This window comes from Pantoea sp. ABR1s, assembly GCF_057812235.1.
Genome location: NZ_CM173823.1, coordinates 1831588 through 1855255, shown reverse-complemented (window position 1 = coordinate 1855255; position 23668 = coordinate 1831588). Strand labels below are relative to the sequence as shown.

Annotated in this window: 20 protein-coding genes; 8 read left to right on the top strand and 12 right to left on the bottom strand. The window is 53.5% G+C overall.

Features of this window, described 5'->3' with window-relative positions; genetic code table 11:
• The first annotated feature begins 60 nt into the window (after positions 1–60).
• Positions 61–1527 carry an undecaprenyl-phosphate galactose phosphotransferase WbaP gene (gene wbaP, locus ACXKZD_RS08555; RefSeq protein WP_488982004.1) on the top strand — a complete coding sequence of 489 codons (1467 nt, stop codon included), beginning with the start codon at positions 61–63 and terminating at the stop codon, positions 1525–1527.
• A gap of 127 nt (positions 1528–1654) precedes the next feature.
• Positions 1655–2848, top strand: coding sequence for a multidrug effflux MFS transporter (locus tag ACXKZD_RS08550; protein WP_010260592.1), 1194 nt, complete (start codon positions 1655–1657; stop codon positions 2846–2848).
• On the opposite strand, the gene dadX is transcribed toward ACXKZD_RS08550, so the two are convergent.
• The gene (gene dadX, locus ACXKZD_RS08545; RefSeq protein WP_010670275.1) at positions 2841–3911 is read right to left on the bottom strand and encodes a catabolic alanine racemase DadX; all 1071 of its coding nucleotides are present in this window, start codon (positions 3909–3911) and stop codon (positions 2841–2843) included. The genes ACXKZD_RS08550 and dadX overlap by 8 nt on opposite strands.
• A gap of 19 nt (positions 3912–3930) precedes the next feature.
• A complete protein-coding gene (locus ACXKZD_RS08540; RefSeq protein WP_307593472.1) occupies positions 3931–5232 on the bottom strand; it encodes a D-amino acid dehydrogenase in 1302 nt (433 codons plus the stop codon).
• A 504-nt stretch (positions 5233–5736) separates the two neighbouring features.
• Between ACXKZD_RS08540 and ACXKZD_RS08535 the strand changes: the two genes are divergently transcribed.
• On the top strand, positions 5737–7272 hold the full coding sequence (locus tag ACXKZD_RS08535) for a SpoVR family protein (RefSeq protein ID WP_022625556.1): 1536 nt from the start codon (positions 5737–5739) through the stop codon (positions 7270–7272).
• A gap of 41 nt (positions 7273–7313) precedes the next feature.
• Here ACXKZD_RS08535 and fadR read toward each other — a convergent pair whose 3' ends face one another.
• A complete protein-coding gene (gene fadR, locus ACXKZD_RS08530; protein ID WP_010670276.1) occupies positions 7314–8033 on the bottom strand; it encodes a fatty acid metabolism transcriptional regulator FadR in 720 nt (239 codons plus the stop codon).
• A 483-nt stretch (positions 8034–8516) separates the two neighbouring features.
• Here fadR and dsbB point away from each other — a divergent pair, with 483 nt between their 5' ends.
• Positions 8517–9047: a disulfide bond formation protein DsbB gene (gene dsbB, locus ACXKZD_RS08525; RefSeq protein ID WP_010260580.1), complete on the top strand. Its 531-nt coding sequence runs from the start codon at positions 8517–8519 to the stop codon at positions 9045–9047.
• A gap of 632 nt (positions 9048–9679) precedes the next feature.
• Here dsbB and ycgN read toward each other — a convergent pair.
• From ycgN to ACXKZD_RS08510, 3 genes are all read right to left on the bottom strand, one after another.
• Positions 9680–10126 (bottom strand): cysteine cluster protein YcgN, encoded by a 447-nt coding sequence (ycgN, locus tag ACXKZD_RS08520; RefSeq protein ID WP_010260578.1) that lies wholly within the window; start codon positions 10124–10126, stop codon positions 9680–9682.
• Positions 10127–10191: 65 nt separating this feature from the next.
• The gene (locus tag ACXKZD_RS08515) at positions 10192–10851 is read right to left on the bottom strand and encodes a fumarylacetoacetate hydrolase family protein (protein ID WP_488982003.1); all 660 of its coding nucleotides are present in this window, start codon (positions 10849–10851) and stop codon (positions 10192–10194) included.
• A 316-nt stretch (positions 10852–11167) separates the two neighbouring features.
• The gene (locus ACXKZD_RS08510) at positions 11168–11443 is read right to left on the bottom strand and encodes a YcgL domain-containing protein (protein ID WP_010260572.1); all 276 of its coding nucleotides are present in this window, start codon (positions 11441–11443) and stop codon (positions 11168–11170) included.
• A gap of 155 nt (positions 11444–11598) precedes the next feature.
• On the opposite strand from ACXKZD_RS08510, the gene minC reads away from it, so the two are divergent.
• The 3 genes from minC to minE are packed head-to-tail and all read left to right on the top strand — an operon-like array spanning position 11599 to position 13425.
• Entirely contained in the window at positions 11599–12306 is a 708-nt protein-coding gene (minC, locus tag ACXKZD_RS08505; RefSeq protein WP_010260571.1) for a septum site-determining protein MinC, read from the top strand.
• 33 nt (positions 12307–12339) lie between these two features.
• Positions 12340–13152 (top strand): septum site-determining protein MinD, encoded by an 813-nt coding sequence (gene minD / locus ACXKZD_RS08500; protein ID WP_010260569.1) that lies wholly within the window; start codon positions 12340–12342, stop codon positions 13150–13152.
• 3 nt (positions 13153–13155) lie between these two features.
• Positions 13156–13425, top strand: coding sequence for a cell division topological specificity factor MinE (gene minE, locus ACXKZD_RS08495; RefSeq protein ID WP_008925314.1), 270 nt, complete (start codon positions 13156–13158; stop codon positions 13423–13425).
• Between the two features lie 53 nt (positions 13426–13478).
• Here minE and rnd read toward each other — a convergent pair whose 3' ends face one another.
• The 6 genes from rnd to ACXKZD_RS08465 all read right to left on the bottom strand — a co-directional run bounded on the left by rnd (position 13479) and on the right by ACXKZD_RS08465 (position 20882).
• Positions 13479–14600: a ribonuclease D gene (gene rnd, locus ACXKZD_RS08490; protein WP_033779048.1), complete on the bottom strand. Its 1122-nt coding sequence runs from the start codon at positions 14598–14600 to the stop codon at positions 13479–13481.
• Positions 14601–14698: 98 nt separating this feature from the next.
• Positions 14699–16375 carry a long-chain-fatty-acid--CoA ligase FadD gene (gene fadD / locus ACXKZD_RS08485; protein ID WP_124890019.1) on the bottom strand — a complete coding sequence of 559 codons (1677 nt, stop codon included), beginning with the start codon at positions 16373–16375 and terminating at the stop codon, positions 14699–14701.
• 209 nt (positions 16376–16584) lie between these two features.
• Positions 16585–17181: a Slp family lipoprotein gene (locus ACXKZD_RS08480; RefSeq protein WP_010260563.1), complete on the bottom strand. Its 597-nt coding sequence runs from the start codon at positions 17179–17181 to the stop codon at positions 16585–16587.
• Between the two features lie 60 nt (positions 17182–17241).
• A complete protein-coding gene (gene tsaB / locus ACXKZD_RS08475; protein WP_488982002.1) occupies positions 17242–17940 on the bottom strand; it encodes a tRNA (adenosine(37)-N6)-threonylcarbamoyltransferase complex dimerization subunit type 1 TsaB in 699 nt (232 codons plus the stop codon).
• Positions 17941–17984: 44 nt separating this feature from the next.
• A complete protein-coding gene (yoaA, locus tag ACXKZD_RS08470) occupies positions 17985–19901 on the bottom strand; it encodes a DNA repair helicase YoaA (RefSeq protein ID WP_010260556.1) in 1917 nt (638 codons plus the stop codon).
• 243 nt (positions 19902–20144) lie between these two features.
• Entirely contained in the window at positions 20145–20882 is a 738-nt protein-coding gene (locus tag ACXKZD_RS08465) for a carbonic anhydrase (protein ID WP_033769189.1), read from the bottom strand.
• A gap of 1856 nt (positions 20883–22738) precedes the next feature.
• Here ACXKZD_RS08465 and ACXKZD_RS08460 point away from each other — a divergent pair.
• A complete protein-coding gene (locus ACXKZD_RS08460; protein WP_010670761.1) occupies positions 22739–23413 on the top strand; it encodes an ATP-dependent Clp protease proteolytic subunit in 675 nt (224 codons plus the stop codon).
• Positions 23414–23668 lie beyond the last annotated feature (255 nt).

Below are 23668 nucleotides of genomic sequence, written 5' to 3'. Positions count from 1 at the left end.
CCTGAGCGCGTACATGATTCTGGTCAGGCCATCTTTTACTTGAGAAAGAGAGCAGGTTTTATGGCAAGTACATTGATAATGAATAGCCCGAGCCGCTCGTGGAGCGGCACGCGTAAAAATATCATCGTGAAATTCGCCCTGAGCTTTTCCGATCTGATTGCACTTAACCTCGCACTGTTTTTATCTGCCGCGACGATACAGGGTATTTGGGGCGAGCTGGATACCTTTATTCCACCTCATCAAATTGAATATCGTTTTGTGGCACAGTTTATTATGTCAGTCATGTGTACCGGCTGGTTCTGGGTACGCCTGCGTCACTATACCTATCGCAAACCCTTCTGGTTTGAGCTGAAAGAGATCGTTAAAACATTATTTGTTTTCTCGCTGCTCGACCTCGCGTTGATCGCCTTCTCTAAATGGGATTTCTCCCGCATGGTGTGGGTCTTCAGCTGGACATATGCCCTGCTGCTGCTGCCGCTGATGCGTGCTCTGGTTAAACGCGCCATTCACAAGGCGGGTCAGTGGCAGAAAGAGACCATCATTATTGGCTCCGGCAGAAACGCCACCGAAGCTTACGCAGCGCTGCAGAGTGAAGAGATTCTGGGCTACAACGTACAGGCCTTTATCTCGGTCGATGATGTTCCGGCTCAGCAGAGCGTGAATGGCGTGCCGGTGATCACCTGGAAAGATATCAACTGGCAGACCATTGACCGTGACAACGTGCAGTTTATTGTGGCTATGGAGTATGAGCAGCAGCCGATGCGCGATCGCTGGCTGAAATTCCTGTCGAAGATGAACTGCCGTTCAGTTTCAGTGATCCCGACGCTGCGCGGCGTGCCGCTTTACGGCACCGACATGTCCTTTATCTTTAGCCATGAAGTGATGATTCTGCGCGTCAGCAACAACCTGGCGAAACACTCCTCCCGTTTCATGAAGCGCGCCTTTGATATCGTGGTGGCGTCGATGCTGCTGCTGTTCCTCGGCCCAATCTTCGCCCTGCTCTGCTATATGGTGAAACGAGATGGCGGCAATGCCATTTATGGTCACGAGCGTGTGGGCCAGAATGGCAAAAAATTCAAATGTCTGAAATTCCGTTCCATGGTGACCAATTCCAAAGAGGTGCTGGAGAAATTACTGGCGACCAGCGAAGAGGCGCGGATTGAGTGGGACAAAGATTTCAAACTGAAGAATGACCCGCGCGTGACCCGGATTGGTAGTTTCCTGCGTAAAACCAGCCTGGACGAGTTGCCGCAACTGTGGAACGTGATTCGTGGCGAGATGAGCCTGGTTGGTCCGCGTCCGGTGATTGAGGCTGAGCTGGAGCGTTATGCCGGTGATGTCGACTACTACCTGATGGCCAAGCCGGGAATGACCGGTCTGTGGCAGGTCAGCGGACGTAACGATATCGACTATGACACCCGCGTCTATTTTGACTCCTGGTATGTCAAAAACTGGGCGCTCTGGACCGATATTGCAATCCTGTTCAAAACCGCAGGCGTGGTGTTACGACGCGACGGCGCTTACTAATCAGACCTCTGCGATGCCTGTTTACAGCAGGCATCGCACTTTCCGCACGACTTCCTCTATCTTTTTTGCCGCTGAATCATTACCCTCTGCGATCGTTTTTTAACAGAACGCTTACCCTCTGGTTGTTATGCAAAAATTTACTCTGCTGTTATTAAGCCTGGTGCTGCTGGCACCCTTAGGCATCGATCTCTATTTGCCCACGCTGCCGCAAATCGCAGAAGGGCTGGATACGCCGGTTAATCTGGTGCAGACCACCATTCCCCTGTTTCTGCTGGTCATGGGGCTGGGACAACTGGTGACCGGCCCGCTGGTGGACAACTATGGCCGTAAGCCGATTGCCCTGCTGGGCCTGGCGCTTTACATCACGGGGAGTGCCATCGCCGCCACCGCCACCTCATTCCCGCTGTTCGTCCTTGCCCGCCTCGTGCAGGGCTGTGGCGTCTGCTGCAGCGCGGTCGTGGCCTTTAGCGGCGTGCGTGACCGCCTGAGCGGTGATGATGCCGCCCGTGCATATGGCTTCCTGAATGGCGCATTAAACATCGTCCCGGCCCTGGCTCCGCTGCTGGGCGGTTTGCTGGCCAGCGCCTTTGACTGGCGCGCACCCTTCTGGTTTCTCTGCGCCTACGGCGTGCTCATTACGCTGCTGGTGATTATCTGGCTGCCAGAGACGCGCCCGGCGGATACCCTGCGGGTGAAAGGATTACCGATTAAACAGTATGCCGCGATCCTGCGTCAGCCGCGCTTTCTGGCGTTCGCGTTCGCCAATGCCGGTGCGCTGGGCATGGTGCTGACCTACGTGTCGCTGGCACCGCAGGTATTAATGACCGAAGGCGGGCTGACGCCAATCCAGTTCTCTTTTGCTTTTGGCGCCAACGGTTTCTGGATCATGTTTGTCAGCATGTTCGTCAATAAAGCGATTCGCAAAGCGGGTCGCCCTTTCTGCCTGGCGATGGGATTCTTCACTATGCTGCTGGGCGCGGTGCTGCTGGTAGCGGGGATGCAGATCTTCCCGGCGGAGATGCAGACGCACTGGGCGCTTTACATGTTCCCGGTGGCCGTTTCAGTTGCCGGGCTGGCCTTTACGGTAGGACCGGCCACCAGCTATGCGCTGGAGCCCTATCAGCAACAGGCGGGCGTGGCGTCCGCCTTGCAGGGATTCATTCAGATGGCCGGTGGCGCGTCAGGCAGCCTGGTCATTGTGGCGCTGCCGGTGGCGGAGAAGCTGTCGCTGAGCCTGATGATGCTGCTGGGTGCAGCGCTGGCCTTTATCGCCTGGCGCTGCAGCAGAAAGATGCGCGGCAGCCTGACCGCGCTTAAATAACGGTTACCGGAACGCGGGGTGCCAGCGCACACATCAGCTCGTACCCTACCGTTCCGGCCGCTTTTGCCACCTGATCGATTTTCACCTGCTCACCCCACAGCTCCACGGCTGAGCCAATACCGGCCTGGGGACAGGGGGTCAAGTCGACGGTGATCATATCCATCGAAACCGCACCAACCACCTGAGTCATCACACCATCGACACAGACGGGCGTACCCGTCGGGGCATGCCGTGGATAGCCATCCGCGTAGCCACAGGCCACCACGCCAATTCGCTGCGCTGCACTGGCGTGATAGCGGTAGCCGTAACCCACGCCATCGCCCGCCTGTAGCTGCTGGACCGCAATAATCTCACTGCTTAAGGTCATCACTGGCTTCAGGCCACTGCCTGCAATGTCCTGCCAGTCACCGCTGGGCGACGCGCCATACAGAATGATGCCGGGACGGACCCAGTCAAAGTGCGCTTCAGGATGCCACAGGGTGCAGGCGGAGTTGGAGAGCGATCGCGGACAGTTCAGCCCCTCAGCCGCCTGCTCTACGCGCTGCAGTGGCGCAATCAGACCCTGCGGATTTTCCGCATCGGCAAAATGGGCCATCAGCGTCATCTCACCTACCGTACTGAGCGCCCGCAGCTTTTGCCATGCACCGTTGACCTGTTCCGGGCGAAAACCCAGCCGGTTCATCCCGCTGTTCATTTTGAGATAGATATCAACCGGTGCTGCAAGTCTGGCACTGGCCAGCGCGTTGATTTGCCAGTTACTGTGTACGCTGGTGGTGAGACGATAACGGTCAATCAGCTGCAAATCCTCTGGCTGGAAGAAACCTTCCAGCAGCAGAATCGGCTTTTTCCAGCCCTGTTCGCGCAGCTGGATCGCCTCTTCCATATTAAGAAGCGCGAAGCCGTCAGTGGCAGATAACGCCTCGCGCACGCGATCAATGCCATGGCCATAAGCATTAGCTTTCACCACTGACCAGACGCGGGAGGCGGGTGCCGCCTGGCGAACAACAGTCAGGTTATGACGTAACGCCTGCTGGTTGATGGTAGCGACAATCGGACGTGACATCCTCTCTCTCCCTGAATACTTAACGAGTTGCGTTGGCGTTACGCAGCGGCGATGAGGTCGCCGCGAAACCGGGTAAGTAGCGGAACACCGCTAAGTCATCCGCCGCAATGGCCGGCTTTTTACCGGAGATGAGATCGGCCAGCAACTGACCAGAACCACACGCCATCGTCCAGCCCAGCGTACCGTGACCGGTATTGAGCCAGAGATTAGAGATCGGTGTGGCACCCACAATCGGCGTACCGTCTGGCGTCATCGGACGCAGACCGGTCCAGAAACTCGCCTGCGCGAGATGACCGCCTTCAGGATAGAGATCACTGACCACCATCTCCAGCGTTTCCCGCCGCGCTTCGGTGAGTTTGGTGTTAAAACCAACAATTTCCGCCATCCCGCCGACACGAATACGATCGTCAAACCGCGTCACCGCCACTTTGTAGGTCTCATCCAGGATAGTTGAAACCGGTGCGGCATCAGGATTTTTAATCGGAATAGTGAGTGAATAGCCTTTCAGCGGATAGACCGGAATATCGATGACATTTTTTAACAGCGCGGTCGAGTAGGAACCAAACGCCACCACATAGCTGTCCGCTTTGATGATCTCATCACCGCACTTCACGCCATAGATGCGATTGCCATCGCGCAGCAGGTGGTCGACCGGAGTATTAAAGCGGAAGACCACGCCCGCCTCTTCGGCCATTTTTGCCAGCCGCTGAGTAAAGAGCTGACAGTCGCCGGTTTCATCATTGGGCAGGCGTAATCCGCCGGTGAGTTTATGCTGGGTTGCCGCCAGTGCCGGTTCAATGCGAGACAGTTCATGCGCCTGCAGCAGCTCATAGGGCACACCCGCGTCGCGCAGCACCGCAATATCTTTGCTGGCGCTGTCGAACTGCTGCTGGGTACGGAACAGTTGCAGCGTCCCGCCCTGACGGCCCTCATAGGCGATGCCGGTTTCACTGCGCAACGCTTTCAGACAGTCACGGCTATATTCAGCAATCCGCACCATGCGGCTTTTGTTCTGCTGATAGTGATTGATGTCGCAGTTGCGCAGCATGTGCCACATCCACTCCAGCTGAAAACTACTGCCATCCAGCCGGATAGCCAGCGGCGCGTGGCGCTGAAACATCCACTTCACCGCTTTCAATGGCACTCCGGGCGCTGCCCAGGGTGCGGCATAACCCGGAGAGATCTGACCGGCATTCCCTGCACTGGTCTCCATCGCTGCGGCGGGCTGACGATCAATGACCGTCACCTGATGTCCGGCACGTGCCAGATACCAGGCACTTGCCACCCCGACCACACCACTTCCAAGAATTACAACGTGCATAGCTCCCCCACCCGACCTGTAAAAGCATAATTCACTGTTCAACTGATGATAGTCAGCGGATTTACACAGCAGACACCACCACAGAATTTCACCATCCATTTCACATCTTTTTTACTTTTCAGGTAACTAAAATCTTGTCGCACGGCCAATTTCAGCGCTTTATGCGTCTTAATCCTTAAACACAGAAATAAATGACAACGAAGGCAGTTAAATCTGCCTGTTGCAGGAGATTCATTCAACCCCATACATTCCGCTTATAAACAGGATTTGATTCCGCAATTTATAATAAGACCAGTATTAAAGGCTGTTAAATTCTCTGCCGCACCACTCTTAATGATTTTGTGCCAAAGAATTCGTTTGAGTTCGCATTTCGGATAAGCGACAGTGGGCTATCATTGTTGTGTTCGCTCAGTTTTTTTCGGGTTCCCTTTTTCAGGATGAAGCCTTAAATAACCAGAACGGGTTGTCTTTCGGGTCAGCCGGTTTGCAAAAAAGAGGTGCGCTATGACGACAATCTTTGACGAAGCCATCAGAGACAGCAAACGACTCAATGACGGACCAGACTGGACATTCGAACTGCTTGATGTCTACTTAGCCGAGATCGACCGGGTGGCTAAACTCTACCGGCTTGATACCTACCCGCACCAAATCGAAGTGATTACCTCTGAACAGATGATGGATGCCTACTCCAGCGTCGGCATGCCAATCAACTATTCACACTGGTCATTCGGCAAAAAGTTTATCGAGACCGAGCAGCGCTATAAGCATGGTCAGCAGGGTCTGGCCTATGAGATTGTCATCAACTCCAATCCCTGCATCGCCTACCTGATGGAAGAGAACACCATGACCATGCAGGCGCTGGTGATGGCGCATGCCTGCTATGGCCACAACTCTTTCTTTAAAAATAACTATCTGTTCCGCAGCTGGACGGATGCCGGGTCGATTGTCGATTACCTGTTATTTGCCAAAAACTATATCAGTGACTGCGAAGAGCGCTATGGCGTCGAAGAGGTAGAGCGGTTGCTCGACTCCTGCCATGCCTTAATGAATTATGGCGTCGATCGCTATAAGCGCCCGCAGAAGATCTCTCTGCAGGAGGAGAAGGCGCGGCAGAAAAGCCGTGAGGAGTATCTGCAAAGTCAGGTGAACACCCTGTGGCGAACGCTGCCACGGCGTGAGAAAGAGGCCGTGACCTTTGAAGCCGCGCGCTACCCCTCTGAGCCGCAGGAAAACCTGCTCTATTTTATGGAGAAAAACGCCCCGCTGCTGGAGTCATGGCAGCGTGAGATCCTGCGCATTGTGCGCAAGGTAAGCCAGTATTTCTATCCGCAGAAACAGACCCAGGTAATGAATGAAGGCTGGGCGACATTCTGGCACTACACCATCCTCAATCACCTCTATGATGAAGGCAAAGTGTCGGAACGCTTTATGATGGAGTTCCTGCACAGCCACACCAACGTCGTGTTTCAGCCGCCCTATAACAGTCAGTGGTATAACGGCATCAACCCCTATGCTTTAGGGTTCGCGATGATGCAGGATATCAAGCGTATCTGTCAGTCGCCGACCGAGGAGGATCGCTACTGGTTCCCGGATATCGCCGGTTCCGACTGGCTGGAAACGCTGCATTTTGCGATGCGCGAGTTCAAGGATGAGAGTTTTATCAGCCAGTTCTTGTCGCCGAAAGTCATGCGCGATTTCCGTCTGTTTACCGTACTGGATGATGACCGCAACAACTATCTCGAAATCGCCGCGATCCACGATGAGGCGGGCTACCGGGCAATTCGCCAGCAGCTCTCTGCGCAGTACAACCTGAGTAATCTCGAACCGAATATTCAGGTCTATAACGTCGATCTGCGCGGTGACCGTTCGCTGACCCTGCGTTATGTGCCGCAGAGCCGCACGCCACTGGATAAGAGCCGTCGCGAGGTGCTGAAGCATGTGCATCGTCTGTGGGGATTTGATGTGATTCTGGAGCAGCAGAACGAGGATGGCAGCGTAGAGCTGCTGGATCGTAATCCACCACGCGGTTCATCACTCTGATGGGATAAAAACAAAAAACCGGACGCGATGTCCGGTTTTTTTTAACGCTTACTGCCGAGATCGTCGGGCAGATTCTTCTGCATACTGTGCCAGATTTCACCGCTGCGGCGGCCGTAGTTGCGCACCACGTCCACAATCTCATCCTGTCCGGGCTCTTTGTCGCACAGTTCCAGCAGTTTAAGATAGAAATCGCGCGCGACCTGACGGGCTTCCGGATTAGAGAAGTAGTGGCGGCCAACGCGGGTATAGAGCCCTTTCAGGCCATTCAGGATCAGACCGTAAATCGGGTTACCTGACGCAAACGCCAGACCGCGGAACACCCGGTAGTCGAGCTCGGTATAGGCATCAGCCTGATCGGCAGCCGCGCTGACCGTTTCCAGCACTTCGCGTGCTTTGTCCGGATGATGGCGCAGCGCCCGGCTGATAAAGATCGATGAAATGTTGCTGCGTACCGACAGCAGGTTGTCGATCAGCACCGGAACGCTGTCGTGATCGAGACGGGCCAGCGTTTCCAGAATATTCAGGCCGGACGTCTCCCAGAAATCGTTCACCCGCGTTGGTTTACCGTGCTGAATAGTCAGCCAGCCATCGCGCGCCAGGCGCTGCAGCACTTCACGCAAGGTGGTGCGCGTCACCCCAATCAATTCAGAAAGCTCACGCTCAGCAGGAAGAATCGACCCTGGCGGAAAGCGACTGTTCCAGATGCTTTCAATAATATACTCTTCAGCAAATCCCGCTGGACTCTGAGCCTTTATAACCATAGCAATGTGTTCTCGTTGCTTTTCTAATCATGATGGGCACTCATCATACCAGACGCCCTATAGCGGATATAGCCTGCGTAACCATTAAAACCGGGCGCAGGCGCATATTTCAGCATGCCTGACTGCAGTATCAGCGGCTTCAGGATCACGGGCGGGCTGAATGGCTTTCTGCGCTGAAATGGCGCGTGCCACAGCACCGCTGAGTGTCAGCGTTCAGCCACCCTGAAAGCGCAGGACTTTGACAGCATATAACACGCGCCTGCCGTTTCGCCTCCTGTCGCATGCGATCGCCTCTATCGCCACTGCGGCTCTCCCCGCTCTTCACTGACCGGCGTTCTGCAGATAAGGTCTGGCTTATCCTCATTTAACCTGCTCTGGATCAGAATCAGGTCATGTTTGCACACGATTTTTCCCTGTCCCTGGCTGGTTTGCAAACGCTTTTGGTTTACACTGCGTGGCATTAACGTTTACAGGGAATGCAATATGTTGCGATATCTGAATCAATGCTCACGTGGTCGCGGAGCCTGGTTACTACTGGCACTGACTGCACTTGCACTGGAATTAACAGCACTCTTTTTTCAGCACGTAATGGGCCTGAAGCCCTGCGTGATGTGTATTTATGAGCGCAATGCGCTGTTTGGTGTGCTGGGCGCGGGTCTGGTTGGTGCGATTGCGCCAAAATCGCCGTTGCGTCTGGCAGCGCTGGCGTTGTGGATCTATAGTGCCTGGGAAGGTCTGCGTCTCTCTTATGAACATACCATGATTCAGCTGCACCCTAACCCCTTCACCACCTGTGATTTTGCTGCCCGCTTCCCCAGCGGCTTACCGCTGGATAAGTGGCTGCCGTCGGTGTTTCTTGCCAGCGGTGACTGTGCAGAACGCAGCTGGACTTTCCTGACGCTCAGCATGCCGCAGTGGATGATTGTGGTGTTCGCCGGTTATCTGCTGGTCGCGGCGCTGGTGCTGATAGCCCAGCCGCTGAAACCTAAACGCCGCGATCTCTTTGGTCGCTGAGATCAAAAAAGGCTGCCACTGGCATAACGTCAGTCAGTTAAGCGACAGGTGATAACGCAGTCTGGTGCCGGGCAGGGGCTGGCGGTCCTCGCGCCGCTGCGCGGTTCCTTCACTTCATTCCTCTGCCTGACGGACCGCCGGGGATGGCACATCCTGTGCCGCCCCGCCTTTCGCCCGCGTCCTGCGGGCTCTCCTGGCAGACTCATTCTGTTCAGCGCTGCGGATTGCCTGCCCCTGCCCGGCACCAGCCTGCTCTGAAACTTCAGTGTGTATTGTTAAAAAGGGCACGAGAGTGGAGGCCTGAGCGCCTCTGCTGCTGAAAGGGCTATCCGCAGCGCTGAGGCGTGACGGTGGGCCAGAAGTCCACGCCGGGAAGCGTGGACAGTTCGGGGCCGGCCAGGGAGGGCCGATCCCCGAACGGTTCGTCGGCACGACGTCAAAGCCGAAGGTACCGCGTGAGCGGCGCGAGGACGGCCCGGCAGCAGCAGAGGTGCGCAGGCACGCGCTGCGGCTTGCTCGCCCGGAAAAAAAGCTGCCACGTTTGACCGTGACAGCCTTTACAAATCTAATCTTAACTGACCAGCATTATGCCACTGGCAGCCTTTTTTCTGTTCCGATTGATAGCGCGGCACTCAGCCGTTGCGATCGGGGCGATCAATGATGTGATCTTCCCAGTCCCGCACTTCACTCTCACGCACCGCAATATACCGCACCGAAATACGCTGCGCATGCATCGCTGTTTTCGAACCGGCCCGCAGCGGATGCCATACGGGTAAATCTTTGCCCTCACCCAGCAGCCGGTAGGCGCAGGTGCGCGGCAGCCAGTTGAAGGTCGTCAGATTTTCGCGCGTTAACTTGATGCAATCCTCTTCAAGCTCGAAGCGGCGCTCATAGTTACGGCACTGGCAGGTTTTAATATTGAGCTGATCACAGGCGACATTGGTGAAGTAGATCTCATCGGTGTCTGCGTCCTGCAATTTGTTCAGGCAACACTGCCCACAACCATCACACAAGGATTCCCATTCCTCATCGCTCATTTGTGCCAGGCGTTTTTGTTGCCAGAAAGGGGTGTCAGTCATGATGATTTGTCCGGATTGTGCCTAAACCGCACCTTATAAAGCCTATGCGGCGGTGATGCAAGTTTTTAGAGTACGCGCGTGCTGATGCCATGACCCGCCAGTGAAACTTCCAGCTGATCACCCGAGCGCATTTGGCCTACCCCTTCTGGCGTACCGGTCAGAATCACATCGCCTGCACGCAGGGTGAAGTAGTGGCTCATATGGGCAATCAGCGGCAGGATTTTATGAATCATGTCTTCGGTATTGCCGTGCTGACGCACTTCACCGTTCACCAGCAATTTAAGCTCGACGTTCTGTGGATCGCCACTGAATTCCGTCACCGGGATAAAACCAGAGACAGGACAGGCGTTATCAAAGCCTTTGGATTTTTCCCACGGCTGGCCCGCTTTTTTCAGCCCGGCCTGCAGGTCACGCAGTGTCAGATCCAGCGCCACGCCATAACCTGCAATCGCCTTAGCCACATGCGCATCGGTCGCCTGCTTCAGTGTCGCGCCGATCAGCACCGCCAGTTCAACTTCATGATGGACCTCGCCAAACGCGTCGGGAATAGAGAGCGGCTGACGCAAATCACACAGCGCCGTTTCCGGCTTGATAAAGATCACCGGTTCGGTTGGGGTTGCGCTGCCCATCTCTTTAATGTGCTTTGCATAATTACTCCCGACGCAAACCACTTTGCTGACCGGAAAATCTAACAGAGCGCCTTGCCAGTTACGATGCTGATACATGCTCATCCCCTGTTCAGGTTAGGTGTGATGCCAGCGCTGCTGGCGGGTTGATGTTTGCTCATGCGTTGATCGAAATGCCAACCTCATAGCGTGATAATAAGATCCTTTTAACGGTCCGGGGTGCGTAATTTGTCAGAAAGCGTAAATGCAGGGGTTGAAGCGCTGAATAATCGTACAAATCGGGAGAAAAAATTGAGCAGGGAATTTAAAAAGGGGTGAAACAGATAAGCTGCACCGTTAATTTTGCGCAGCATCAGGGCAATATTATCCTGCCAGGATCGCACCGACAGGATTTATATTTACAGAAGAATCCGAGTTAAAGTTTTTTATCGGCCTGTAAATGAATGTTGAGGAGACTTTCAATCGGCGGAGGGAGCTGTAAATAATAGCCCTGCTCGCTTAATCCCTGCTTAACTTTATTGATATCCGCATTAGCCAGCCTGTCCCGCCCCGCCAGCTTAAGCACCATCGCCAGCTGCGGCTTGCCAAAGCCTTTCAGCAATTCTTCCGGAACGCGCGAGAAATCGTCCTTTTTTTCAACATAGAGATAAGTCTGGTCACGTAACGGGCTTCTGTAGATCACACAAAACATATTTTTTACTCGAATTAACCGGCGTTGAGGCTTGTCTGAATATAGCTGTAACTATAACATGCTTGCAGAACTTCGAATATTCACCGTTAGCGCTTCAACGATGATTTTATCATCGCCAGGCTTTCGGTAGTGAAAACAGGACTGAGTCGGGACAGATGTCGCAAACGCCAATCGAATTCAAAGGTAGCAGTTTCACCCTGTCTGTCGTCCATTTGCATCACCATGACCCTGCGGTGATTCGCAAGGCACTCCAGGACAAGATTGACCAGGCTCCAGATTTCCTGAAAAACGCGCCGGTGGTACTTAACGTCTCGACATTAAGTGCCGATGTTAACTGGAAACTGTTGCAACAGGCGGTTCTCGCCACCGGTTTACGCATTGTCGGTGTAAGCGGCTGCAAAGATGAAGCGCTGAAACGTATGATCGCCCGTGCCGGCCTGCCCGTGCTGGCAGAAGGTAAAGAGGCCAGACCGCAAGCCGCCGCGCCGCAGCCGATACCAGAACCACTGCCGGCTGTAACCGAAACGGTAGCAACGAAAACCCGCATCGTGAACACCCCGGTGCGCTCGGGCCAGCAGATTTATGCGCGTGACGCCGATTTGATCATCACCAGCAGCGTCAGCGCCGGCGCCGAACTGGTCGCCGATGGCAATATTCACATTTACGGCATGATGCGCGGTCGCGCCCTGGCGGGTGCCAGCGGTGACCGCAACTGCCAGATTTTTTGTACCAACCTGGCTGCCGAGCTGGTCTCGATTGCCGGAGAGTACTGGATCATGGATCAGATCCCGCAAGAATTTTTTGGTAAAGCTGCGCGCCTGTGCCTGCAGGATGGCGCGCTGACTATCCAGACACTTAATTAGGCCCCTTTTCTTTTGTTAAGGAAATCAACATTTATGGCACGCATTATTGTAGTTACATCCGGTAAAGGGGGCGTTGGTAAGACCACGTCAAGCGCGGCCATCGCCACCGGTTTAGCGCAGAAAGGCAAAAAGACAGTTGTGATCGATTTTGATATCGGTCTGCGTAACCTGGATTTGATCATGGGCTGTGAGCGCCGTGTGGTCTACGACTTCGTTAATGTGATCCAGGGCGATGCCACACTGAACCAGGCGCTGATTCGCGACAAACGCACGGAGCAGCTCTACATTCTGCCTGCGTCGCAGACCCGTGATAAAGATGCGCTGACCCGTGAGGGTGTAGAAAAAGTTCTGAACGATTTGGCTAAGATGGAATTCGATTTCATCGTCTGTGACTCACCGGCAGGGATTGAAACGGGCGCACTGATGGCGCTCTACTTTGCCGATGAAGCCATTATTACCACCAACCCGGAAGTCTCTTCTGTCCGCGACTCCGACCGCATCCTCGGCATTATCTCATCCAAATCCCGTCGCGCTGAAAACAGTCAGGACCCGGTGAAGGAGCATCTGCTGCTGACCCGCTATAACCCTGGCCGGGTGAACCGTGGCGATATGCTGAGCATGGAAGATGTGCTGGAGATCCTGCGCATTCCTCTGGTCGGCGTGATCCCTGAAGATCAATCGGTGTTACGTGCCTCTAACCAGGGCGAACCGGTGATTCTTGACGGCGAATCTGATGCTGGCAAAGCCTATGCCGATACCGTTGAACGGTTGCTCGGTGAAGTACGCCCCTTCCGCTTTATCGAAGAAGAGAAGAAGGGTTTCCTGAAACGCCTGTTCGGGGGATAAACCATGGCATTACTTGATTTCTTTTTATCCCGGAAGAAGAACACTGCCAACATAGCCAAGGAAAGGCTGCAGATTATCGTGGCAGAACGGAGAAGGGGCGACAGTGAGCCCCACTATCTTCCGCAACTTAAGCGCGACATTCTGGAAGTGATTTGCAGATATGTGAAGATCGATCCAGAAATGGTAACGGTTCAGCTCGACCAGAAAGGTGATGATATCTCAATTCTGGAACTGAACGTGACGCTGCCGGAAACGGATGAAGTGACTAAATGACGCTGACCGTTTGCTGAATTTCCCCTGCGCTCTGGCAGGGGAAATTTAACCGGTTAACAACCCGCCAGAATCTCCTCAATGCCGGGTTTCAGCAGTTCGCCCCGCCATCCGGTGAGTAACTCCGGCTGACGTCCCTGTGGCTTCAGGCCCCAGTGCTGACTTAATACCTGATTAATCTGACGTCGTGACGCCAGCAGCTCCTGACTGAATCCACTCTGCTCACTCACCTGCTGCACCAGCGCTTTCATCGCTTTAAACACTGGCTTGTAGTGCGGATGGTCAATCAGATTGCCCAGCGGAGCCGGCAGTTCGCTCTCATCCAGCGCCTCAGCTTCTGCCACCAGCGCCACCAGCGCTTTGCCGTGGAAACGAATTTCGTGGCCTGACAGCCCCAGATGATCCAGCTCGCCCAGTGAGCCGGGCATAAAGCGCGCTACTTTCCACAGGTGCTCTTCGCGCACCACAAAGTTAACGGCCATATCTTTTTCACGCGCCAGCTTCAGACGCCAGGCCGCCAGTCGCTGTAACGCCGCCAGCTGACGCGGACGTAACTGCCAGGCATTGGTAATATCCCGCCAGGCTTCATCCGGCGACAGGCTATCCAGACGACGCTGACACAGGTTATCGCACTCACTGAGTGCCGCCGACATATTGCCGGCCTCTTCCGTATTAATCATCAGCTGACGCGCAATTGGCAACAGATAGTGAACGTCCGCCGCCGCATACTCGCACTGACGCTGGGTCAGAGGGCGTGCCAGCCAGTCCGTGCGTGATTCACTTTTATCGAGTTCGACCTGAGTGAAATGCGCCACCATTGAGGCAAAACCCCAGGAGAGCGGCTGGCCAGAAAAGGCCGCCAGAATCTGGGTATCGATCATGGGCGTCGGCAGCACGCCGAAACGGTGCAGGAAGACTTCCAGATCTTCACCCCCGGCATGCAGGAATTTGGTGACGCTGGTGTCGGTCAGCAAGGCAATAAAGGGTGACCAGTCACGGATATTAAGCGGGTCAATCAGCACCAGTTGCCGATCGTCGAACAGCTGGATCAGGCCAAGCTGAGGGTAGTAAGTGCGGGTGCGGACAAATTCGGTATCCAGGGCCACCGCCGCGTGCTGGCGCGCTTTCTGACACACGTCTGCCAGTTGATCATCCTGGTCGATAAGGGAATAGTTCACGTCTGATTTCCACCGCAGCCAACAACGCGCGGCGCTCCATGTTAAAAACAATAAAAACGCCGGACATGCCGGCGTTCAACCTCAATTTCTGCCCGGATTCAGCTCGCGCCGGGTTTCGCCTCGTCGCGCAGCTCACGCCGCAGGATCTTGCCGACGTTGGTTTTAGGCAACTCATCACGAAACTCAATGATTTTCGGCACCTTGTAACCGGTCAGCTGACGGCGACAGTGATCGAGCACCTCTTCTTTGGTGAGCGATGCATCTTTTTTCACGATGCAGACTTTTACCGCTTCGCCAGAAAGATCGCTGGGGACACCGATAGCCGCGGCTTCACGCACTTTAGGATGCTGCATCAGCACGTCTTCGATTTCATTCGGATAGACATTAAAACCTGATACCAGAATCATATCTTTTTTGCGGTCAACGATGCGAATAAAGCCTTCCTGGTCAACGGTAACAATATCACCGCTGTGGAGCCAGCCATTTTTCAGCACTTCCGCTGTCGCTTCCGGATGCTGCCAGTAGCCCAGCATCACCTGCGGGCCGCTGATGCAAAGTTCGCCCGGTTCACCCGGAGCGACTTCATTGCCGTCGTCATCCAGAATCAGCACATCGGTCGAGGGTACCGGCAGACCGATACTGCCGGTATGGCAGCTGATGTCATAGGGATTGACCGACACCAGCGGAGAACACTCTGTCAGGCCATAGCCTTCCAGCAGATAGTGTCCGGTCAGTTTTTCCCAGCGCTCGGCCACCACTTTCTGCACCGCCATTCCGCCACCGGCGGAAAGACGCAGCGTTGAAAAATCGAGTTTATTAAACTGCTCATCGTTGAGTAGCGCATTAAACAGCGTGTTCACGCCGGTAATGGCGGTAAACGGAAATTTCCCCAGCTCTTTAACAAAGCCGGGAATATCGCGCGGATTGGTGATCAACAGATTCTGACCGCCCAGCTCCAGGAACAGCAGGCCATTCACCGTTAAGGCGAAGATGTGATAAAGCGGCAGCGCGGTGACAACACACTCTTTACCGTCGCGCAGCACTTTGCCGTAGGTCGCGCGGGTCTGCTCAAGATTCGCCTGCATGTTGCGATGGGTCAGCATCGCCCCTTTGGCCACGCCAGTGGTGCCACCGGTATATTGCAGGAAGGCGAGATCGTCATTGGAGACCGTCGGGCGTTGATAATTGAGCGTTTCGCCGACTTCCAGTACGTGGCGAAATGAGATTGCCCCCGGCAGATGGTATTTGGGCACCAGCTTCTTCACATACTTAACGACAAAGTTAACCAGTGTCGCTTTTATCGGCGCCAGCTGATCGCCCATCCGGGTCAGGATGACGTGCCGCACAGCGGTTTTCGCCACCACTTTTTCCAGCGTGTGCGCAAAATTCGAGACAATGACAATAGCACTGGCCCCACTGTCATTGAGCTGATGCTGCAGTTCGCGCGGCGTATAGAGCGGATTCACATTGACCACGACCATACCTGCACGCAGCACACCAAACAGGGCCACCGGATACTGCAGTAAATTCGGCATCATCAGTGCCACCCGGTCACCCGCTTTCAGGCCCAGCTGTTGCTGAAGATAGGCGGCAAAAGCGCGGCTCTTCTCTTCCAGCTGACGATAACTCATCTTCTGACCCATGTTCAGGAACGCGGGTTGATCGGCGTAGCGTTTTGCGGCCTGCTCAAACAGATCCACCAGCGAGGTGTAACGATCTGCACTTATTTCGGCAGGCACATCTGCCGGGTAGCGTTTCAGCCAAACCTTATTCAAGGATCCACCCCGATAATTATGTTGTATTTCCATCGCTGCCTCAGCCAATCTGGTTTGTTAACAATATTTTAACTGATTGTACCAGTTTGCCTGTTTTGGCATGTTGAGGTTGCGAAGTGCATCACTAAATTTCGTGCTGATAAAACAGGCAAATAAAAAGCCCGGCAGCGAGCACCGCGACCGGGCTGATACTTAAATGTTTTTTGCACTTACTCAGTCAGAATGGTCTGCACCTCTGCCGGCCCACTGTTCATCATTCCCCAGTAGGGATTCGGACCCCAGTATCCGCCGCGATGGCGGGTCGGACCATACCAGATCCAGGGATCCATCGGCTGGGGTGGTGCTGTCACCTGCTGGGTAAGTCGCCAGCGCTGATAACCGCGCACATCGATGACCGCAAATTTATAATCCGCTTCACCAATTTTGCCCTGCTCTGTCCCCTTAAGGGTACCCAGCACCGTCACATACTGGTTTCTCACATCCACCGGATCAACAAAACCGCGGATATCGGCATAAATCCGACCGACCGAGGCCGCACCCAGACGCGGTCTGGCGCTATCATCCAGCGGCTGCGCAGCAATCTCAAGCCGGGTTTTGCCGTTCAGGTTAGTGACATTCACTACCTTGCCGCCAAAGCGAGATTCCTGCCCGACAAAGAGCGAAGGATTGCTCATGACCCGCAACAGATCCTGCTGCGGCTGAGGTGAGCTGCCCTGCAGCGTGTCAGGAATTGAGACACAACCGGTTAACGCCAGCACACAGGTCAGCAGCAGACCTGAAAGCCCTTTACCACACATTGACGACATAGACGTTCTCCCGTTAGGTAAAGAGTTAGACTGGACGCATAACAATAAGTTGCGTGCATTTTACCGGCCAGGTAATTTTTTCCAGGCGACTTCATTACGCAGATAAGTGGGCTCCGCTGTTTCCGGCAGCAGCGTCTTCCCCTGCGCCAGCGCAAGGGTCGCCAGCGGCAGCATATCTTCTGCAGCGGGCAGCGTAACGTCACTGGCGTTCAGGGTAAGTTCGTGTCCCTGCTGCAGGGCAGGATAAGCCTGCCATCCGGTGCCTGCGGTCATCCATTCGCCAGAGAGCACCTGCATCCGGGCCAGTGCCGCTTCGGGCGACAGCACGCTTTCGCTGGCCTCACCCTGCCAGGCACCCTGTTCATCACGCTGATATTCGGCCCAGTAGACCTCGCCCATCCGCGCATCAATAGCGGTTAATACGCGGGTAGCACCGTGCAGACGCAACGCGCCTTCCGCCAGCGTGGCCAGCGTGGAAACCGCGATCATCGGCAGTGAAGCGCCCAGTGCCAGTCCCTGCGCAATACCAATGCCAATCCGCACGCCGGTAAAACTGCCAGGGCCGCGACCAAAGGCGAGCGCGTCCAGGTCGGTCAGTTCCAGCTGCTGTGCCAGCAGTAGCTCTTCAATCAGCGGTAAAATACGCTGGGTGTGATCGCGCGGGGCAATTTCGAATCGGGCATCAATCTGTTGCTGATTCAGCAAGGCGGCTGAACAGGCTTCTGTCGCCGTATCCAGCGCTAAAATTCGGGCTGACATGACTACCTCAGAAGAAAGAAAACGGCGCGCATCTTAGCATAAAATTACGCGTCTGGTTCGGGTTGCTGGCGGATAAAGGCGATGGCGCGGGCAATGTCCCGGGTGCGCGGCGTCGGCGGCAGGCTATTGAGAAACAGCGCGCCATAAGGACGAGAAACCAGACGCTGATCGCAAATCACCAGTACGCCACGATCGTCGGTATCGCGGATTAAGCGTCCCACGCCCTGCTTCAGGGTGATCACCGCATCCGGCAGCTGCACATCCGTAAAGGGATCGCCGCCACGAATCCGGCAATCTTCCATTCTGGCTTTCAACAGCGGATCTTCCGGTGAGGTGAACGGCAGTTTATCGATGATCACCAGCGACAGCGCATCACCCCGCACATCCACGCCTTCCCAGAAGCTGCTGGTCGCCACCAGCAGGGCATTGCCCTTATCGATGAACTGTTTCAGCAACTGACCCTTGCTGGTTTCACCCTGCACCAGCACGGGCAGCGTCATTGAGGCGCGAAATTCTGCGGCCAGCTCACGCATCATCAGGTGCGACGTGCACAGAAAGAAACAGCGGCCTTTATTAGCATCAATCAGCGGCTTCATCATTGCGGCCAGCTGGCGTGCACCACCCGGACGGTTAGGCTCCGGCAGATTGCGCGGAACGCAGAGCAGCGCCTGCTTCGCAAAATCGAACGGGCTGTTCAGAATCAGGCTTTTTGCTGCATTCACACCCAGCCGTTCGGCGAAGTGTGCCATTTTCTCATCCACCGCCAGGGTGGCTGAGGTGAAGATCCAGGCAGCCTTACGATTATCCATTACTTCACGGAAGCGTTCTGCCACCGAGAGCGGCGTCAGCGCCAGGATAAAGTGACGTGAGGTACATTCATACCAGTAGCTGTAGCCCGGTTCGTTAATCGCCCGCAGCCGTTTTAACCGGCCACGGTAGAGCGCGGCCCGCTCGAAGGCAGCATCCAGCAGGGCTGAACGGCCCAGTGAGAGTTTGATAACGTCGTAACAGAGTTCAAGCGCATCATCCAGCAGCGTAAACATCCGCAGGATGTTGTTATCGCTCAGCAGTTCACGCAGGTTACCGCGATAGCCGGGATCGCCTAATGACAGGCGAAAATCCTGCGCGCACTGCGCCAGGCGGTCAGCGGATTTCTGCAGCTGCTGAGCATCACGCACCTCGGTGCGGTAGGCGGTAATAATATCTTTGGCGAGATCGAGTAACTGGCGGCTGGAGAGCTGCTGACCAAAATACTGACTGGCGATATCGGGCAGCTGATGGGCTTCATCGAAGATCATCACATCAGCTTCGGGAATAAGTTCGCCAAAGCCGCCCTCTTTCACCACCAGATCGGCAAGAAAGAGATGGTGGTTCACGACCACCACATCGGCGTCCATCGCGCGCTTACGCGCTTTGACCACAAAGCACTCTTTATAGCGAGGGCAGTCAGTGCCGAGGCAGTTATCGTTGGTGCTGGTGACCAGCGGCCAGACCGGGCTGTCTTCGGTCACGCCCGCACAGCTGCTGATGTCGCCATCTTCCGTCTGCGATGACCAGCTGCGCAGCGTCACCAGATCGGTCAGCCCCTGCGCGGTGAGATCGCCGCCCGCCATCGATTGCTGTTCCATGCGTTCCAGGCAAAGGTAGTTGGAGCGTCCTTTCAGCAAGGCCGTTTTACCTTTGAAATCCAGCGCCTTGATCATCGTAGGCAGATCGCGGCCATAGAGCTGATCCTGCAGCGCCTTGGATCCGGTGGAGACAATCACTTTTTTACCGGCCCGCAGAGCGGGAGCCAGGTAGGCATAAGTTTTTCCGGTGCCGGTACCGGCCTCGACCACCAGTTCACCCTGCTGTTTTACGGCTTCAGATACCGCCTGCGCCATCTCACGCTGTGCTTCACGCGGCTTAAAGCCTGCGATCGCCAGCGCCAGCGCGCCATCCACTGCAAAATCGTCTGCCACATACCCTCACTAAGAACGGCAAAAACACTGTAATTATGTCAGTATTGGATCAACAAAGCAAAATTGATAATTATCAATAACTTATCTATTTCCAGCCGTTGGGGGCGTGGCAGCTAAAGACTCTGGATCGCGTCTGAAAGATGGGGAAAAAGGCGGCACGTGGCCGCCTGAAGAGAAGCGCTCGCAGCACCGGGATTCCTGATGGAAAAGTTGCACCGCGAAAGGCAGCAGAAATCGCTGTGACTACTCTACAATCATGCGCCCATTGAGATGCTGCAACGGACGATTATTGGTGGTTTTCAGCGCCTGTTTAAAGGCGTCGAGCTGCGCCTGAGAGAGCGAAACCGGCTGTTTCAGCACCAGCCAGCGAATCCCTTCGCTGCAGGGTGGCGTCGTCAGGGAGCCGCTGAAACGATAATAGTGCAGATCTTCCGGGAAGAGATCGCGTAAATTTACCTGGCGATTAATGGTTACCTGCTGGTTTTCCTGTTTCGGCATAGCGTCGATCAACGGTGCCAGCGCCGGATTCTCTTTACCGACCTTAAACATCACCGCGACCACGGCCAGATCGCCATCCTCTTTGCTGTGTACAAAGTGGGCTTCCAGGGGAAAGGTGTGCCCATTGATCTGGTTCTCACTCGGCGTATGGAAGTGATACTGACGCAGTGTGAACTTTTCCCGATCCAGTACAAAATCATCTTCTTCATCAACGGTCACCTGAATCGTGTGGCCATTGTTGATCACCTTCTCAGCCGACGTATGGTAGGCCAGATCGAGTGCCTGTAAATGCCCCTCAATCGGATCTTTAATATTGATAGGCGACTGGGACTTACCTTCGTGGCAGATGTGGAAGTCGCTGGTCAGTTCGCTCCAGTGTTCCGGGCCAGCTTTGCCTTCGTACGTCCAGTGTGGTTCCGCCGCACCGGCTACGTTGAGGGTAGAAAGCGCCACAACCAGACTTAACATTTTTGGTAATTTCATTTTTATCCCTGCTTAATAAGCTTATTTGCGGCAGGGATACTATTCCGCTCACTGCGGAGTCAGCAAGGTGACTAAATGCGTTAAATCAAAATCAGAACGAATAAAGAGTTTATAATTACAATCAATGTTAATTTAATTAACAAACATCACGATGTTACGTTTTTAAGCACTTCAGGAAAGGGTTGATATCAATCTCTCTGAATAAAAGAGTTTCATTTTTCTGTGTTTATCATTTTGATCGTCGAAACGAGCCGGGAGGGAAATTTTGCACTAAATTCAGGCGACGTAAGAAACCGCAAAACTGCACGCAGGCGGTTTTGCGGTGCAACGCGATAACGCGTCATAAAAGATTATGCAGGTGACGCTAGACATCCTTTTCTAATGGTTCCTCTTCTTCATCTTCTTCCTCATCTTCAGGATAAATCTCAGCGTCATCGGGCAGCGGCTCATCGTAATCAGGGCGTTCAGACATAATTTCCTCCGGTGTCAGATAGCAATTTTGCTATGCCCTTTGAGTGTAGCTTACTCTTGCCATCTGTTTTGCAAGGCTCGCAAAAGATATCAGAAATGCAGGCGCTGCCGCAGACTCAGCTTCGCCACTGCGTGAAACAGCCTTGCGTCACAGCCGGTGCTGATAGCGTACCGGTTAATCGGATGCCCATTCGCCTCCTCCAGCCGCGTTATCATTGACGTCAGTCTGATAGCGGGTTTAATAATTCGCCGCTGAAAAAACTGTGTTTTCAAAAAAACCTCTTACTCGTTTAATGAATAAAAGGCCGGAACTTAACTGTTATAATATAGGGACACGAAAAGTTAATGATGCGATTCAAAGCACAATTATGCACAAAGAAAGGTAACATTAAATAAAAACTCAACAGGAGTAGCATTAAACATCGTTATGTTGTTATAAGAAAAAATCCCTGATATAAAAGAGACAGAATTTAAACGTAACCTGTGAGCATTAGCGGATTGAATATTTCCTCTGATGCAGCCACGCTGACTTAACAGATGGTAGAGAGGTAATTAAAAATTCAGGCGTTCTGTTATCTCTCACAGGCAATAAAAAATTGTCGCCGGATGAGTCACATCACAATAGAAACCATGCCCCACGGCATCCGTCCTCTTTAAAAGGCCGTTTAAGACTATCTCGCTAAAGATATCCGTTAATGTAAATGAAGTGGGGTTTTATATTATAAGTTAAATGGGATGTAATCTGGCTGTTGCTACCCTGTTGCATCTATCCGTCAAAATGGACACCATTACCTCAACAAGGAGAAATATCATTGTTCCCTAAATTACCCCAGTATAGCTTAGTGATTCTGACGCTGAGCGGTTGCGTTACCAACGATGAGGTCAAACTTAACCCAGTTGGTCAACATAGTGAACCTGTCATGCCGCATATAAACCAGGGAATCAGCCCTGCACAGCGGCGCGCGATTATGTCCGGCGAACAACCAGACTGGTCTGACGTTTATCCTCAGCGAATCAATAAAAACTCGTCAGCAGTCAGGAAATGATCTGCACGTCGTAGCAGTTAACGTCGTTACTCCACCACTCACATAGCGTAAAAAACACTGTGGAAAATAATCAACACGTCGATGATGTCTCCCTATGGGATTGGATTGTCACATTAATTTTAACCGGCATACCCGTATTAAATCTTTTCATGCTGCTTTACTGGTCCTTAAACCGAAGGACTAAACGTTCAAAGAAAAACCACGCCAGAGCGAGTTTATTATTGATATTCATAGTACTTATCTTCTATATCATCACCCTGGAAGTTACAACGGGCTATTTTCTTTTTAAACATTACTGATCCTTAAACTGACAGCGTCACACCCTTAAATGGAGTTTTTATGGTGCGTTATTTCACTTTTCTGTTATTGGGCGTCACTTCCGCTTGCTGCATAGCAAAAACGTCAGTGGTGATAAATAACACCCTGAAAGCGCAAGAGATAAAATCGGCAAAAATCGTTTACATTGGCGAGGTTAATGGCACTAAAGTGGCAGAATTGATGGCAGGCATCGATGATATTAATGCAAGTTACCCTGCTGTAAAAGAAATATCGCTTTATATAAACAGCTTTGGCGGCGACATGGAAGCCGGCTATATGGGCGGTCAGGCCGTCAGGGGGTCAAGGATTCCGATAAAAACCATCAATGCCGCAATGACGGGTTCGGCGGCTACCCTGATTTATTGCTCAGGGGCGCAAAGGGAAACATTACCCAGCGCAACGTTTTTAATCCACCCTGCAGCGAGTCAAAACATTCAGAGCAACTATCTGAAAAAAAATGAAGTCATTTTACTCAGCAGAGATATCGATAATGTCAGTAAAATATTCAGGGACACCTATGCATCCTGTTTCAAAGATGACGGGATAGAGATAGATAAAGCCTTATTCAGTGAAGACAACCGTATTTACCTGCGTTTTCCAGAATCTGTAAAACAGGGTATTGCACAAAAACGTGTTGAAGGAATCGCACCCGCTGATGTCGCTTATTACATTTTCACTTCAGAGGCCAGCGGCTAGCAAAAATAACGTTATTTATGCCTGCTGGACGAATACCTTTTATCAGATATGCGCCGCCTGGACAGATGGGCGTGCTGGCGGGGAGACATATCGAGCCGTTAGCGGGTAATCCAGAGAAGAACATAACGCAGACGACGTTCAGATGGTGCGCCGCAGGATGTCACCATCAATATCACTGTGAATTTTCGCAGTAAGCGCTACCCTTGTATGGTGAGTTTTTTGAGCAGCTATAGCAGGGTTGATTCAACACTGGCC

Coding starts and splice junctions, on each gene's coding strand:
- ACXKZD_RS08535 (WP_022625556.1), top strand. CDS start 5,737: ATGACGACAATCTTTGACGAAGCCATCAGAGACAGCAAACGACTCAAT.
- ACXKZD_RS08540 (WP_307593472.1), bottom strand. CDS start 5,232: ATGCACGTTGTAATTCTTGGAAGTGGTGTGGTCGGGGTGGCAAGTGCC.
- ACXKZD_RS08510 (WP_010260572.1), bottom strand. CDS start 11,443: ATGTTTTGTGTGATCTACAGAAGCCCGTTACGTGACCAGACTTATCTC.
- ACXKZD_RS08515 (WP_488982003.1), bottom strand. CDS start 10,851: ATGTATCAGCATCGTAACTGGCAAGGCGCTCTGTTAGATTTTCCGGTC.
- ycgN (WP_010260578.1), bottom strand. CDS start 10,126: ATGACTGACACCCCTTTCTGGCAACAAAAACGCCTGGCACAAATGAGC.
- fadR (WP_010670276.1), bottom strand. CDS start 8,033: ATGGTTATAAAGGCTCAGAGTCCAGCGGGATTTGCTGAAGAGTATATT.
- minD (WP_010260569.1), top strand. CDS start 12,340: ATGGCACGCATTATTGTAGTTACATCCGGTAAAGGGGGCGTTGGTAAG.
- dsbB (WP_010260580.1), top strand. CDS start 8,517: ATGTTGCGATATCTGAATCAATGCTCACGTGGTCGCGGAGCCTGGTTA.
- minC (WP_010260571.1), top strand. CDS start 11,599: ATGTCGCAAACGCCAATCGAATTCAAAGGTAGCAGTTTCACCCTGTCT.
- ACXKZD_RS08550 (WP_010260592.1), top strand. CDS start 1,655: ATGCAAAAATTTACTCTGCTGTTATTAAGCCTGGTGCTGCTGGCACCC.
- dadX (WP_010670275.1), bottom strand. CDS start 3,911: ATGTCACGTCCGATTGTCGCTACCATCAACCAGCAGGCGTTACGTCAT.
- wbaP (WP_488982004.1), top strand. CDS start 61: ATGGCAAGTACATTGATAATGAATAGCCCGAGCCGCTCGTGGAGCGGC.
- ACXKZD_RS08460 (WP_010670761.1), top strand. CDS start 22,739: ATGGTGCGTTATTTCACTTTTCTGTTATTGGGCGTCACTTCCGCTTGC.
- minE (WP_008925314.1), top strand. CDS start 13,156: ATGGCATTACTTGATTTCTTTTTATCCCGGAAGAAGAACACTGCCAAC.
- ACXKZD_RS08465 (WP_033769189.1), bottom strand. CDS start 20,882: ATGAAATTACCAAAAATGTTAAGTCTGGTTGTGGCGCTTTCTACCCTC.
- tsaB (WP_488982002.1), bottom strand. CDS start 17,940: ATGTCAGCCCGAATTTTAGCGCTGGATACGGCGACAGAAGCCTGTTCA.
- ACXKZD_RS08480 (WP_010260563.1), bottom strand. CDS start 17,181: ATGTCGTCAATGTGTGGTAAAGGGCTTTCAGGTCTGCTGCTGACCTGT.